Source organism: Endozoicomonas sp. SESOKO2 (assembly GCF_024606245.1).
Taxonomy (GTDB): Bacteria; Pseudomonadota; Gammaproteobacteria; order Pseudomonadales; family Endozoicomonadaceae; genus Endozoicomonas_A.
On sequence record NZ_JAHHPQ010000762.1, the window covers coordinates 1 to 13,827 of the forward strand.

Here is a 13,827-nt window from a genome sequence, read left to right on the forward strand (position 1 = left end):
CCAGCCACTTGTGCGATAATGTAGGGAACCAGTTCATTCAACGGGAATCTGCCACCGGACCATAAACCAAAGGATACGGCAGGGTTTAAATGGCTCCCGGAAACGTGGCCAATAGCGTACGCCATGGTCAGAACGGTTAAGCCAAATGCCAAAGAGACACCAGCAAAACCGATACCCAGTTCAGGAAAGCCAGCAGCCAGTACTGCACTGCCACAACCGCCTAATACCAACCAAAGCGTACCGAAAAACTCAGCCGCCAATTTGTTTGTTAAGCTCATCATATTTTCCTGATTAAAGCTAACAGCACACCAGTTGGAATCGCATCAACAGCGACTGTTAAGCCGACTTATAATACGAAGACAATGTATTGATTTTCGATACCTTCCCTCGCCTGATTCAATTTAGTCAGTAAAAGCCATTCTGTCCTGCAAATTATTAGGAAATGGTCGTTAGTTTGTTTTTTTGTTTAAACTTTTAGCGTGTTTTTTTGAATGTCTGTTCGAAAACTTTTCATTCGTTACAACTTTTTTGTTTTTTGCAAAGTTATGAATATGAATGCTTTTCATTTGGTTTTGTGAGTTCGATGTTCATTGTTTGGGTGCCGTTATTACTCAAGGGTTACCCGGTTAGCTTCTTCAAGACTGGTTATACCCTCCAGAACCTTTAACAATCCAGATTGGCGAAGGTTGTTAAACCCTTCTTTCTGGGCAATTTCGGCAATTTGAAGGGAGTTACCCTCTTCCATAATGATCTGCTGTAGAGCCGGTGTGATTTTTACGACTTCATAGATGCCTACACGGCCTTTGTAACCCTTGCTGCATTGATCACATCCCTTGGGCCCAAAAATTTTGGCACCCTCGATCTGCGCTTCTGTAAAGCCTTCTTCCAGCAACGTTTCTTTTGGGATCTCTTTTTGTTCCTTACAGTGACTGCATAAACGTCGAGCCAGACGCTGGGCAATGATCAGGCTGACAGAGGTAGCAATGTTGAAGGAAGGAACTCCCATATTTTGCAGGCGTGTCAGAGTTTCCGGAGCGCTGTTGGTGTGCAGTGTGGACATGACCATGTGACCGGTCTGGGCCGCTTTGATGGCAATGTTGGCCGTCTCAAGGTCTCTAATTTCCCCCACCATAATGATGTCGGGATCCTGACGAAGGAAGGCTCTCAGAGCCTGGGAGAAATCCATTCCCTGCTTTGGGTTAACGTTCACCTGGTTGATGCCCTCCAGATTGATTTCTACAGGGTCCTCGGCCGTGGAAATGTTTCTTTCCGGGGTGTTGAGTATATTAAGACCTGTGTAGAGAGAGACGGTCTTACCCGAACCGGTGGGGCCAGTGACCAGAATCATACCCTGGGGTTGGTGTAGGGCTTCCATGTACATTTCTTTCTGGGTTTCTTCATAACCCAGGGCATCAATACCCATTTGGGCACTGGAAGGATCAAGAATCCGCAGTACAATTTTTTCACCCCAAAGGGTGGGCAGGGTGTTAACCCGGAAGTCGATGGATTTGCTTTTGGACAGACGCATTTTAATACGGCCATCCTGAGGTTTACGTCGTTCTGAAATATCCATAGCGGACATTATTTTCAGACGGGATGCAATTCTGGGCGCCAGGCCTGAAGGGGGTTTGGCGGTTTCATGGAGAACACCGTCGGTTCGAAAGCGCACCCGATAGGTTTTTTCATAAGGTTCAAAGTGAAGGTCCGACGCACCTGTTTTGATGGCGGTTAGCAGCATTTTATTTACGAATTTTACGACAGGAGCATCGTCATCTTCTCCTCCTGCTACTTCCTCATCGGTATCTTCGACGGCACCGACTTCCAGCTCTTCAAGGTTACCAAACTCATCGTCATCTAAATTCGACAGGGCATCAAAACCACTATCCAGCAGTTGATCAATAAACTTGTCCAGTTTATCTTCTTCAACCATTACCGAATCCACCATGAGGCCGCTGCTGAACCGGATTTCGTCAATGGCTGTATGGTCACTGGGATCAATAACCCCGACAAACAACCTGGTACCCCGTTTTATCAGAGGGATAAGTTTGTGCTTGCGGATCAGCTTTTCCTGAATCAGGTTTTTTGGGACGTTTTCAGGGTCAAAGGCGTTAAGGTCCATGACTGGCATGCCAAATTCTTCCGCGGTAGCCACGGATATGTCTTTGGCGCTGAGCAGTTTTTCCCGGATCAGGTAACTGGACAGGGGCTGCTTTGTTTTAGTTGCCTGTGAAAGTGCTGAGCGGAGTGTCTTTTCATCAATTAGCTGGTCGACAACCAGTCGAGCAGCCAGTCCTGTCAGAGGTTTATCGACCATGCCTTGTCTATCCGTTTTATTGTTCTTGAGTATGTTCTCTGATTTCTACTATATCAGCACTAAGACAAGAGCATAAACAGGATATTTAGTAAAGTGTTGAAGCGGGCGCGTCGTTCCCGGGAAAGGAAGTCCGGTAACGACAAAGCCATTACCAGAGATAATGGCGTTGTCGACACTCTATAGAGGTCAGGTGTCAGCCTCTATTCAATGACCGGCAGGGTAAAGTGCAGAAGACGAGTTTGGGTTTCGACTTCGCCGTTGTTGTAGCTCACCAGCATGAAGGTTTTGTCCCCCTGTGCAGTATCAGGACCCAGTGCAATGGCTTCAAAATTGGCCTCATGAATATCGAAGTCTGGTTTGTCAGGCATCTGTCTCAGAGAATCAGGGTGGTTGCTGGCAAAGAGCAGTGTCTTGGACATAAAGTCTTTGGGTGTTTTCATAAATACTTTGTTCAATGCTTCGTCAACAAAGGTTTCATTGCCTTTGAAATTCTTGCCGCTGCTCAGATCGACCAGATAAACCTTGGTGATAAAGCTGGGCTGAGCACCCTGATAAGGCATTTCTGTTTTCTCAAGGAACAGAGCCTTTTTATCATTGAGAACCGCAATATCGCTGACGGTTCGAACAGGATCACTCTTTAGCTGTTTTCTGACAGTGGGGGTGACAACCAGAAGAGAGAAGTTGTAGAGCTTCTCTGACAGAGTTGAAACTACACCCCTGGCGGGAAGCTCATCACTGTTTGAGTATTGTCCGTGCATCAGCTCGTCACCACTGTACAGTCGTTCGGTAGTGAAGGTCACCACCCTGACAGGTGGGACATGTCCCTTGATAGCCCACTTGGTGGCATCCTGAACCAGAGGACCAGCGGCCGCAGCAACGTAAACGTTGCTATCGGGAATATGGTCGAGACTTTTCACACCAAGTCCCTGCTGAATACCACTGAAACCTTTATGTAAAGGAATCCAGTTGTTGTTTTCAAAATGTTTGGGCAGTCTTAATGCGCTATCCACCTGACCTGCTCTGGGATACGCATTCGTAAGCAGAAATTTTGATGACAGACCCACATCACAAAAGTGAACACCTTTTGAGAGTTGCAAAGGGATTTCCCTGAAGGTATGCAGGAAAGCAGCGGGAATCAGGTCAAGGATCGGCACGGAAAAAAATTCATGGGCATCATACCAGGCCTTCAGGAAACCATTGTTCCTGGTCTCAATGCTGGTTTCGTCACGATTGGCGTGTCGGTAACCGTAGCCTGCATAAGCGGGGATATCGATAGCCCTGTAATCAATAACGCCGGTAATGCCCCTTCTTTCACTCTGACTGGAGGCAATCAGCAGTTTGCCGTCCTGAGTCGCTGTGATGCTACTGGGGGAAATATGGCCATCCTTCAGCCAGAGGGGGTGGGTTCTGGCATACTTGCCCTCAGTGATTTGATACTCAGTAACATCATTGGGTGAGAATATGGAGTCACGAGGGTTCTGGCGATCCGGCTTGAGCCTGCTTAAATTGACCTCGTAATAGTGGGGTTTAGAGAAGACGCTCCATCCGTTAGTACCAGTGAAACCTGCCCCGGCATCTCCAGAAAGCAGGAACAGTCTCCCTGCTGAATCATTTCTGGTGGAAACGAAATGCGCACCGGTAATATGAGTGACCTTTCTCTGGGTGTCTGAGGGCATTATGTGGTTGCCCAAGTAACGGACGCCTTTATGAGGGGCCTCTTTACCTGTGGGTTCTTCTGACCAGCCGGTAGCCGAAAGAATGAAGCAAAGCGCTGAGCCAAGCAGGGCACTTCTTCTTTTCATCATTGATTACAACACCTGAAGTGAAACAACCCCATAAAGATAGCCACAATTTTTCATTGCAGGTGTATTTTTGACTGAAGTCGCTCCTAAAGTGCCGGAGGCAGGAAAGAAGTATTTTAAAATCTGAGAGCCAGGTTTGATGTGGTCTGTTTTAAGAAGTCTGGCTAACAGAACCTGTTGCTCTGTTGGTGGATTTTTCAGCGTTTTTGAAGTGTAGGAATGAGAACACCAAGCTCTGGAAAGTATACACTCCGGAAACCGGCTTCTGTAACTTTACGTTGGGGTCGATGTCACAGCAGTTGATAATGAATGGAGAGAATCAAGGTAACAGGCTTTTTGTCAGGGGGCGGTAAGGGTAGGGAGCGTTCTATGGCTTTCAGACTGCTGGCTTCAAACGCCTTTTTACCGTCCAGCACACTGGTCTTTCCCAATGTTCCGTCAGAGTTGATTTCAATTTTCATTTTTACTTCTCCTTCCAGTCGCCTTCTTTTGGCCTGATAGGGATAAACTTTGTAGCGATTGATCCGGTACTGAAGTTTAGCCACCCATTTCTGAAACTCATCTGGTTTTGTGTGCCCGGCTTCTGAGTTGATGAGTTCCTCAACAGGCTCTCCTGTTGTCTGCTGACTGACTGTGGAAGCTGGAGGTTCGGCAGGCCTTGCATCACTGTGTTTTTTTTCTTCGTGTTTGGTCGGTTCTTGCTGAATCTCTTTCTTTTCTGCTCTGGTTGTTATGACTTTCTTGTTTTCTGCTTTTTCAGCCTGCTCTGTTTGTTCAGTGATTTGAGTGTGCTCAGTGTTTTCTTTCTGAGAATCATGCTTTGTTAGTTCCGAGTCGTTTATCGCGTTTGTGCCGGTCAGGCTTTCTTCAATGGCAGGTGTGACAGAGCGGTGATGAGACACCAGTTGTATTTGAATACCCGGTGTTTTGGGAGCAGGCATCCGGATACTTCCGATAAAGCCCAAAAGCAAGGTGTGAAAGACCACTGACAGGGTCAGGGGGATGGCCAGGTGCCTGATGGTGGATTCCTGTTCCATGATTTGCAACCCACGGAGCATAGCAGATTAAACAGGAATTAAATAAGCAGTTATTAGAGAGAAGCCCTGACATGCTCAGGGCTTCTTCAGGATATCAAGCAAGCTTTACCGGGCTATGAAAATCCCCAGGCCCGGTATGACAAAAAAGGCCAGCAACAGATAAAGGAATGCATAAGAGCGATTTTTTACAGCCAGGTCTGACAACTTTTCCGCAGCGTAAAGAGGAATCTCACGCAGCCACTTGATGCCATAAATGAGGGCTACAGCAAACACGTTAAAGAACAAATGTACCAGGGCAATGGTCATGGCGTGCCCGGCTTCTGCACCGACAATGGCCGTTGCCGAAAGTAGGGCTGTGATGGTAGTACCGATGTTAGCACCCAGTGTAACAGGGTACATCTGACGAACGGTGAACACGCCACTGCCCACCAGGGGAACCATCAGGCTGGTGGTGGTAGAAGATGACTGAACCATGACGGTCATAACAGTACCGGAGGCAATACCGGAAACCGGACCACGACCAATAGACTTGTGCAGAACGTCCTTGGCACGACCGACCATAACTTTTTTCAAGAGCTTGCCCAGTCTCACTACTGAGCTGAAGATCAGAAAGATACCGAAGGCGATCATAGTCAGGCCACCCAGTGTGCTGTCCGGCAAAAGGCCTGCAAACTCTTTCACTATATTCACGGCCGGCTTGGTCAGAGGCTTGATAAAATTCAGGCCGCCCATGTCAATAGCAGAGCCACCTACCAGTAATGCGGCTACGTGTTGTGAAATATCTTTCAGGAAACCGGTCATCAATTCCAGAGGTAGCAGAATCAGAACCGCCAGATAGTTAAAGAAGTCGTGAACCGTCGAAGCAGCAAAGGCCCGTTTGAAGGACTTGTCGCAACCCATGTGACCCAGGCTGACCAGAGTATTGGTAATGGTGGTGCCGATATTGGCGCCCATAATCATGGGGATCGCCATTTCAACGGGCAGGCCCCCAGCTACGAGGCCAACGATAACAGAGGTCACCGTACTGGAAGATTGAACCAGGGCGGTGGCAAGGGTACCGGCAATCAGAGCCAGCATAGCATTGTTGGCAAAGCTGAACAGCTCGGCAGCAGCTTCTGCGCCGCCCACAGCCATTTTAAAACCAGAGCCCACTACGCTGACGGCAACCAGGAGAGCGTAGATCCAGAGGATAACTCTCATCCAGATGCGTCCATAGTGCCTGCTGGTGTATTTGTAGTCAGCTTTGGTGCTGGCTTGACTTGTTGCTTCAGACATTTTCTGCACCTTGGTGCTGTTTGGATAAAGGTGGTGGCGAAAATATAGGTGTTTTATTTCAAAAATATTACAGTTATGACTTTTTTTTGAAATATTTAAAGCAGACACCTGTCGATCAATGACAGGCAGTCAGGACAAAGACCGTCTAAAAACGACAGTCATCGTTTTCTGATGTATCTGAAAGCTCAACTCGTTCCACGCCAGAACCTACAGAGCCTTAAAGCGCGGAAACCTGAGTTTAGGGACAGCCCTCAGGGCAGGGAGCAATTACCCGAGAGGCTTGTCAAACATCTGTACTTTAACTGTTTCTCCTGCCTCAACACTTCCCTGGGAAGCAGGCAAAACGATGTAACAATTAGCCATGCTCATGGATCTGAGAATGCCCGACCCCTGACTGCCTGTTGTGACTACCTCGGCTTCTCCTTTCTCGTTGGTTGAGAGTATGCCCCTCTGGAATTCCAGGCGACCGGGATGTTTCTTGAGGGGGGTGAGACAGGTTGCTGGCAGTTCAGCAGCAGGAGCGGGTTTTGCTCCCATCATATGATGCAACGCGGGTGCTGCCAGCTGCTGGAAAGTCACCGTAGCGGAAACCGGATTGCCCGGTAGCCCAAAGAAGATACTGTTGGGAAGTTTACCAAAGGCAAACGGTTTGCCGGGTTTGATGGCCAGTCTCCAAAAGGAAGTATGGCCTATTTCATTGAGAATATCTTTGACAAAGTCGGCTTCACCCACGGATACCCCTCCGGAGGTAATAACCGCATCAGCCTGCTGATCAGCCTCCAGTAAAGCTTTGCAGATCTCCTCGCGGTCATCACGGAGTTTGCCAAGGTCAATCACTTCTGCTCCCAGGCGCTTGAGCATCGCAGATACTGCAAATCTGTTGCTGTCGTATATATTGCCCTGACCCAGTGTTTCACCGGGCAGTTTCAGCTCATCACCCGTTGAAAAGAGCGCTACTTTAATTTTGCGAACGACCGAAACTGTGGGGAGTCCCAATGAAGCCAGCAGCCCTACATCCTGAGCTTTGATGATGTGACCCTTTTCAAAAACCTGAGAGCCATGAAGAATATCTTCACCGGCACGGCGAATGTGATCACCTGAGCGGGAAGGGGGCTTGCGAAAAGCAATACCCTGTTCAGTTTTCTCGGTCTGCTCCTGCATGATGACGGTATCGGCACCTTCGGGAAGAGAGGCACCAGTCATGATTCTTATACAGTGAGCAGCGGGCAGAGTACCCTGATAAGGGTGTCCGGCCAGGGATTTTCCGGCCAGCGGCATTACAGAATGTTGTGCCAGGTCGCCGAAACGGAGTGCATACCCGTCCATGGCTGAATTATCGTGGGACGGAACGTTAACCGGCGAAATGATCGTGTCAGAAAGAACCCTGTCCAGGCAGTCAGCCAGAGCCACCGTTTCCGTTTCTGTGACGACCGGTGTTTCCGTCATCAGCTTCTCCAGCCCTTCATGCAGGGGCATCAGCCCCGGGGTAGTACAGCAGTCAGTCATTGAGAGATCTCCTCGTTACTGTTTTTGCAACGGCTTTTTTGAAACAAAAGCCGTAAATGAATTCAGCAATCTGCTCCGGGTCGTTGAGATCCTGCTGAGGGATCAGCTTTTCCAGCAGGGCTGTTTTACCCGAACCGTTGAATGCGGTCAGTCCGATAACAGCTCAGGGGAAGGATTGCAGTAGGGGGGCAGTATTTGCATTCCCGATCATTCATTGAGTGCGCAGAAGTCTATTGAAGTATCCGTTGCTACTCAATCACTCTTTCCGGGTTTTGATAGGGATTACGCAGTGTCATGGTTGAATTTACCGGGAAGGTTTGCCTGTTTCACGGTATTTGTGCCATTCAATATTGTCCTTTCGGGCATGGCTATTTAACTGAGTTGGCGTTAGGATGGGGGCCTAATTAATTTAAATAAAGCGCCGAGCTTCGCAGCCTAACCCTTGATCAGGTAATAGTCCTGAAGGCATGGCTGCCAAGCCGTAACCTGTGTGTGTTACACGCAAGGTTGCCAGGGTTCATATAGAAATGTCTGGGCCTCCCGTGTTTGGAAAGGTGTGAAATGCGACCATTACATGACCGACAGGGACGAACGTTCCCCTATCTGAGACTGTCTCTGACTGATCTGTGCAACTTCAAGTGCAACTATTGCCTGCCTGATGGCTGTGAAGAGCACAGTCACATGCAGTCGCTGGGTATTGCCGAAATTAAACGTCTGGTGACCGCTTTTGTGGCGGTCGGTGTTGAGAAAATTCGTCTGACCGGTGGTGAGCCCACCCTGCGCAATGACTTTAATGACATTGTCAGTACGATCAAGTCCATTCCGGGTATTCAGAATGTTGCCATGACCACGAATGGTTACAAAATGGATCAGAGGGTAGAGTCCTGGTTGGATGCCGGTGTTGATCAGATTAATGTCAGTATCGACAGCCTCGACCCCCGAGCGTTTGCAGCAATAACCGGGCACGACCGTCTTCAGGAAATACTGGTAGGTATTGATAAGGCCTTTGCGAACGGTCTTACCTCTATCAAAGTCAATGCAGTTTTGATGAAAGGGGTCAACGACATTCAACTGGGCGCGTTTCTGAACTGGATTAAGCACCAGCCTGTTACCATGCGTTTCATTGAGTTGATGCAGACGGGTGATAATGGTTGTTTTTTCAATCAATACCATGTCCCCGGAAAGCAAATAAGAGATCAGCTTCTGGAGCAGGGCTGGGTCAGAATGGCCCGAAATAAGGATGCGGGTCCGGCTTACGAATATTGTCATCCTGATTATCAGGGGCGCATTGGACTGATCACCCCCTATTCAAGAGACTTCTGTAAAGACTGCAACCGTTTGAGGGTTAGCAGTCAGGGCCATCTGCAACTGTGCCTGTTCTCTGAATCAGGCCACGACCTTCGACGTTTATTACAGGACGACAGTCAGCAGGATGAATTGATCCGGGAGATTCGATCAGTACTGAGATTGAAAGTCGACAGTCATTTTCTGGATCAGGGGTATACCGGAGGCACCCGGAATCTTGCCCAGATTGGTGGCTGAGAGATCCCGCCCTTCGATTAAGAGGGTTAGGCCTCCAATGGGCTGACCGGTATACTCTTTGGTTCATCGGGGATTATTGTCGGCACACAGGGCACAAAGGTGAATGTGCCTTCCATATTTGAAGACATGATGCGCAATAGAAGTGCCTTAAACAGGCTCCAGCGGCGACAGGGTATCTTATGGGGTCCATACAAATAGGACATAATCCTGCAAAGAACTTTACTGTCAGGTAGTCGGAAATTCTTGCTGATAATACGTGCTCTGTTACTCGTGCAACGAGACTACAAAAGGCCAGTGATAAGCTTTCATTACTCTTGATAAATGCTACTAAGTCATAAGTAAAATTAGAATAAAAGCAAAATATCAAGCTCGTTGAAAAAACAGTTATAAAATCTTGACGAAAAACATTACCTGGTTTAAGTAAATGAAAATTTACAAAAGAAACACTTGCTATTTCAACTAAACGTAAAGGGAGCCTGAGTCCATCATAGTATAACGAAAGAGAAGTTAATAAATTTATCAGGTCTTTGGAAAAACTCTTTTCGTAATCTTCATATGAGATAGTGTGGTTGGATGCATCATCTTGAGACCCGTAAGAAACACTGCAAGATATGAGTAAGGTAAATATCACTGATTTGCATAAATAAAGCATATCTATTGTATATGAATTTTAGGGAACACCAGGTCATGGTAGATTACGAAAGCTTACATCACCAAAAGTCCAGCACACTGCACCTGCGAGCACCCGTTGAAAATGGCTGGAGCAAAAGCTGCTTCAGCTAAAAGCCTTTCTGTTTCCGAAATGGGTATTTATTGAACAGGCTGACCGGTATACTCTTTATTTCATCGATGGCTTACTGTCGGCATACAGGACACAAAGGTGATTGTACCTCCCACATACGAATGCATGCTGTGCAATACCAGTGCCTTCTACAGTCTGCAACTTCGATAGGGTATCTCACGGGTTCCAGGCATATAGGACATGGTCCCGAGAAAAGTTTTACAGACAAATAGTCTGAAACATATAAAGACGATATGTGCTCTATTCTTTGCGCAAAGAATCTAAATATGAACAATGATAAGTCTTCGGGATTATTCTTGTTTTTTCTTATGTCATATACGGCATTAGCGAGAAGACTAAAAAATGTGCCATATGCAGCAATAAAAAGATACTCATAATGAAAAGTATTGCCCAGCTTAAGCAGATAAAAATTTAATAAACTGTGACATGCTATTTCAGTTACACGTAAAGGTAGCCTGAACTCATCATAATATAACGAGAGAGCAGTTAATAAATTTGATAGGTCACTTGAAAAGCTCTGTGCGTAATCCTCATATGAAAGCCTGTGGTTGGAGCTTTCATGTTTGTCATAACCAGTATTATCTTGAGACCCGTAGGAAGCACCATAAAATATTAGTGAGATAAACACCGCTAATTTGCATAAATGATACATATTTATTACCTGAATTCCTGAACATCCAAGCAGGGAAGAGACACCTCCTGCTTATCGAGATTGAATTTTAGTGGATTGGCCCCGAATTTATCTTTCCAGGCTCGCGGGATCAGCTCTCAGTATCCAAGCCGGATGGTAAATAATGCGTTGTTTGAAGGGCAAAGGCTGGCGGTCAGGTTGGAAATTTTTAAGATCACCGCAAATGAGCGGCTACCTTGAAAGGCTGATATACACTATAGTGCATCGAGGGTTACTGTCGGCATACGGCGCACAGAGGTGATTGCACCTCCCACATACGAATGCATGCTTTGCAATACCAGTGCCTTTTACAGGCTGCAACGGCGATAGGGTATCTCATCGGTTCCAGACAAATAGGACATAATCCTGAAAAAAGTTTTACTGCCAGATATTCGGTTATTAATAATGATGATGCGTGCTCTGTTCTTTGCGCGATTAATTTAAATATGAATAATGTTAGGCTTTCATAATTATGCAGATTAATTCTTAGATCATATGAAATATTAGCAACACCGCTTAATAAAATGCCTGATAAAAAAATAAAATTATATTCATCATGAAGGGTATTGCCCAGCTTAAGTAGATAGAAATGTGACAAACATACAACTGCTACCTCGGTCACACGTAAAGGTAGCCTGAATTCATCATAATGTGACGAGAGAAAGGTTAATAAATTTAACAGGTTAGTCGAAAAGCTCTGTTTGTAATCTTCATATGAAATAGTGCGGTTGGAGCTTTCATGTTCGTCATAACCAGTATTATCTTGAGACCCGTAGGAAGCACCATAAGACAGTAGCGAGAGAAATATCACTAATCTGCATAAATCAAACATAATTATTGTATGTGAATTTAAATGTGTAGTTGGTCAGCATAGGTTATGAAGCGTCACATCACAAAAAAATTCAGCAGACTGCGCTTGCGAACAACTGCTGAGTTACGAAAGTCCTGGCTATATTTTATCCACAGAAAATGGCTGGAGAAAAAGATGCTTCAGCTAAAAGCAGTTCACTGTCCGAAATGTTCATTTATTGAAGGAGGTGACGGTTGCTCTCATTATTTTAATTGGAGGTTACTGCCGACATAGAGGGCAAAGAAGTGATTGTGTCTGCCATGAACGAATGCACACTTCGCAATACCAGTGCCTTTTACAGGCCGCATAGCAGCCAGGGTATCTCACTGTTTCTATACAGATAGGACACAACCCGGCAAAGAGCTTTACTGACAGGTAGTCGTAAATCAATAAAGATGATACGTGCTCTATTTCTTGTGCAACGAGTTTAAAATAGATTACTGGTGAGTTTTTATCACTATTATTGGTAATTGTTTTTAGGTCATATGAAGTGTTAGAGACAAAGCTTGACAACAAGGCAATGGCAAGAATAAAAATACATTCACGGGGGAAAATATTACCCGTTTTAAGTAGATAGAAATTTAGCAAAAAAATAGTTGATATTTCAGCTATACGTAAAGGCAGTCTGAATTCATCATAATATAACAAGACTGAGGTTAATAAATTTATTAGATCACTCGAAAAGTTCTGTTCGTAATCCTCATTTGAAATAGTGTGGTTGGAATTTACACGTTCATCATTAAAAGTATTATCTTGAGACCCGTAGGAAGCACCATATGATATTAGTGAGATAACAATCACTAGTTTGCATAAACTAAACATATTCATCGCGCATCAATTTCAGGTAGCATTCGATGATGATAGATTACGAAAGGTTACACTACAAAAAAACACTCTGTATCTGCAAACACCCACCGAATGATCAGTCCCCCGGACTGATCGCTTCTATCAGTGCCTGCACGTCATGGCCCCTCTGGGCCATTTTAAGAGAAATTTGGTAAACGTAAAAATGTGTGCTGAAGTGTACATTCCGGTTAGGACGGGTATAATCCCGCTCGAAGACTGGCCGGGCGAATGTAATTTATCATAAACATTAATTTGTTATGGATACTGGGCCAGTCTCGATCTTGACTGCCTGTGGTAACCTTCTTGATGACTCATACGATCTTTGATACTCCCATTGTTAATACTCTCTTTCGCTTTATCTCTACTCTGGGTCTGAAACTGACAGGCTGGAAATTGTCAGGTAAAAAGCCAAATGCTCGAAAATATGTCCTTATTGCTGCCCCCCATACCAGCAACTGGGACTTTATTCTGGTGATAGCCATTGCCTTCAGATTCGGTATCAAGATTTCCTGGATGGGCAAGAGCGGCCTTTTTAAGGGGCCCATGGGCCCCATAATGCGTTGGATGGGTGGCATTCCTGTGGAGCGAAGCCGAAATACCGGACTGGTGCAGCAAGTCGTCGACCGGTTTAATGCTTCTGAGGATCTTATCGTGACTATCCCTCCTGAGGGAACGCGCAGCAAGGTAGGCCAGTGGAAAAGTGGTTTTTATCATGTTGCGGCTGGTGCAGGTGTGCCCATTGCCCTGGGGTTTCTGGATTTTAAAACCAAAGTGGGAGGTTTTGGTCCCATGTTCTTCCCTACGGAAAAATACGAGGATGACCTGAAGAAGATTCAGGACTTCTATCGGGGGATGACGGGCAAAAGGCCTCATAGATTCTGAAGAGACCTGCTGGTATTTGGTGTGGGATAGGTAAATGGCTGCAAATAGTCATCAGTAGCTATAAACCCCTTCTCTCTATCGGCTAAAAACAGGCCGGTTGCTTGAAATACAGCTATCTATGTTGAGCGATTAGCGATAGAATGACCGCCCTTTTGTGGGAAGGCTGTTCAATAAGGCTTCCCAGTAGTCCTGGTACTCCGTTTACCTCTGTGGTCGGTTTGCATATTGAATGCTCATCGGATACCGACCCTGTCAGTTCTTTCGAGATCATCAACGAAGTCATGGACACCCAACTGCCATG

General features: G+C 46.1%; 12 protein-coding genes and 1 riboswitch. Of the genes, 2 read left to right on the plus strand and 10 right to left on the minus strand.

The genetic code is table 11. The features are described from left to right. From KDK17_RS18075 to moeA, 6 genes are all read right to left on the minus strand, one after another. Positions 1–281, minus strand: a 281-nt coding sequence (locus tag KDK17_RS18075; protein ID WP_257288725.1) for an aquaporin, incomplete at its 3' end; no start/stop codon positions are given. A gap of 326 nt (positions 282–607) precedes the next feature. After that, complete coding sequence (pilB, locus tag KDK17_RS18080) at positions 608–2,314, minus strand: type IV-A pilus assembly ATPase PilB (protein WP_257276115.1); 1,707 nt, start codon at positions 2,312–2,314, stop codon at positions 608–610. Between the two features lie 200 nt (positions 2,315–2,514). After that, entirely contained in the window at positions 2,515–4,119 is a 1,605-nt protein-coding gene (locus tag KDK17_RS18085; RefSeq protein ID WP_257276116.1) for an esterase-like activity of phytase family protein, read from the minus strand. Positions 4,120–4,406: 287 nt separating this feature from the next. Next, positions 4,407–5,153, minus strand: coding sequence for a TonB family protein (locus KDK17_RS18090; protein WP_257276117.1), 747 nt, complete (start codon positions 5,151–5,153; stop codon positions 4,407–4,409). A gap of 105 nt (positions 5,154–5,258) precedes the next feature. Beyond that, a complete protein-coding gene (locus KDK17_RS18095; protein ID WP_257276118.1) occupies positions 5,259–6,428 on the minus strand; it encodes a Na/Pi symporter in 1,170 nt (389 codons plus the stop codon). Between the two features lie 267 nt (positions 6,429–6,695). Next, positions 6,696–7,934 carry a molybdopterin molybdotransferase MoeA gene (gene moeA / locus KDK17_RS18100; protein ID WP_257276119.1) on the minus strand — a complete coding sequence of 413 codons (1,239 nt, stop codon included), beginning with the start codon at positions 7,932–7,934 and terminating at the stop codon, positions 6,696–6,698. Between the two features lie 407 nt (positions 7,935–8,341). After that, positions 8,342–8,507: riboswitch (molybdenum cofactor riboswitch) on the plus strand. Between moeA and moaA the strand changes: the two genes are divergently transcribed. Continuing rightward, entirely contained in the window at positions 8,496–9,476 is a 981-nt protein-coding gene (moaA, locus tag KDK17_RS18105) for a GTP 3',8-cyclase MoaA (RefSeq protein WP_257276120.1), read from the plus strand. (Overlaps the previous riboswitch by 12 nt.) Before the next feature lie 73 nt (positions 9,477–9,549). Here the strand turns inward: moaA and KDK17_RS19680 are convergent, their stop codons facing one another. From KDK17_RS19680 to KDK17_RS19695, 4 genes are all read right to left on the minus strand, one after another. Continuing rightward, positions 9,550–10,128: an RING finger domain-containing protein gene (locus tag KDK17_RS19680; protein ID WP_368736486.1), complete on the minus strand. Its 579-nt coding sequence runs from the start codon at positions 10,126–10,128 to the stop codon at positions 9,550–9,552. Between the two features lie 202 nt (positions 10,129–10,330). Continuing rightward, positions 10,331–10,930 (minus strand): RING finger domain-containing protein, encoded by a 600-nt coding sequence (locus KDK17_RS19685; protein ID WP_368736485.1) that lies wholly within the window; start codon positions 10,928–10,930, stop codon positions 10,331–10,333. A 250-nt stretch (positions 10,931–11,180) separates the two neighbouring features. Continuing rightward, on the minus strand, positions 11,181–11,780 hold the full coding sequence (locus tag KDK17_RS19690) for a hypothetical protein (protein ID WP_373691612.1): 600 nt from the start codon (positions 11,778–11,780) through the stop codon (positions 11,181–11,183). Positions 11,781–12,017: 237 nt separating this feature from the next. Next, the gene (locus KDK17_RS19695; protein WP_373690683.1) at positions 12,018–12,626 is read right to left on the minus strand and encodes a hypothetical protein; all 609 of its coding nucleotides are present in this window, start codon (positions 12,624–12,626) and stop codon (positions 12,018–12,020) included. Between the two features lie 324 nt (positions 12,627–12,950). On the opposite strand from KDK17_RS19695, the gene KDK17_RS18110 reads away from it, so the two are divergent. Next, complete coding sequence (locus tag KDK17_RS18110; RefSeq protein WP_257276121.1) at positions 12,951–13,526, plus strand: lysophospholipid acyltransferase family protein; 576 nt, start codon at positions 12,951–12,953, stop codon at positions 13,524–13,526. The last annotated feature ends 301 nt before the right edge of the window (positions 13,527–13,827 follow it).

Bases quoted from the DNA above. Each gene is read 5' to 3' on its own strand.
- moaA (WP_257276120.1), top strand. From the start codon at position 8,496: ATGCGACCATTACATGACCGACAGGGACGAACGTTCCCCTATCTGAGA.
- pilB (WP_257276115.1), bottom strand. From the start codon at position 2,314: ATGGTCGATAAACCTCTGACAGGACTGGCTGCTCGACTGGTTGTCGAC.
- KDK17_RS18085 (WP_257276116.1), bottom strand. From the start codon at position 4,119: ATGATGAAAAGAAGAAGTGCCCTGCTTGGCTCAGCGCTTTGCTTCATT.
- KDK17_RS18090 (WP_257276117.1), bottom strand. From the start codon at position 5,153: ATGGAACAGGAATCCACCATCAGGCACCTGGCCATCCCCCTGACCCTG.
- KDK17_RS19695 (WP_373690683.1), bottom strand. From the start codon at position 12,626: ATGAATATGTTTAGTTTATGCAAACTAGTGATTGTTATCTCACTAATA.
- KDK17_RS19690 (WP_373691612.1), bottom strand. From the start codon at position 11,780: ATGTTTGATTTATGCAGATTAGTGATATTTCTCTCGCTACTGTCTTAT.
- KDK17_RS19685 (WP_368736485.1), bottom strand. From the start codon at position 10,930: ATGTATCATTTATGCAAATTAGCGGTGTTTATCTCACTAATATTTTAT.
- KDK17_RS19680 (WP_368736486.1), bottom strand. From the start codon at position 10,128: ATGCTTTATTTATGCAAATCAGTGATATTTACCTTACTCATATCTTGC.
- KDK17_RS18110 (WP_257276121.1), top strand. From the start codon at position 12,951: ATGACTCATACGATCTTTGATACTCCCATTGTTAATACTCTCTTTCGC.
- KDK17_RS18095 (WP_257276118.1), bottom strand. From the start codon at position 6,428: ATGTCTGAAGCAACAAGTCAAGCCAGCACCAAAGCTGACTACAAATAC.
- moeA (WP_257276119.1), bottom strand. From the start codon at position 7,934: ATGACTGACTGCTGTACTACCCCGGGGCTGATGCCCCTGCATGAAGGG.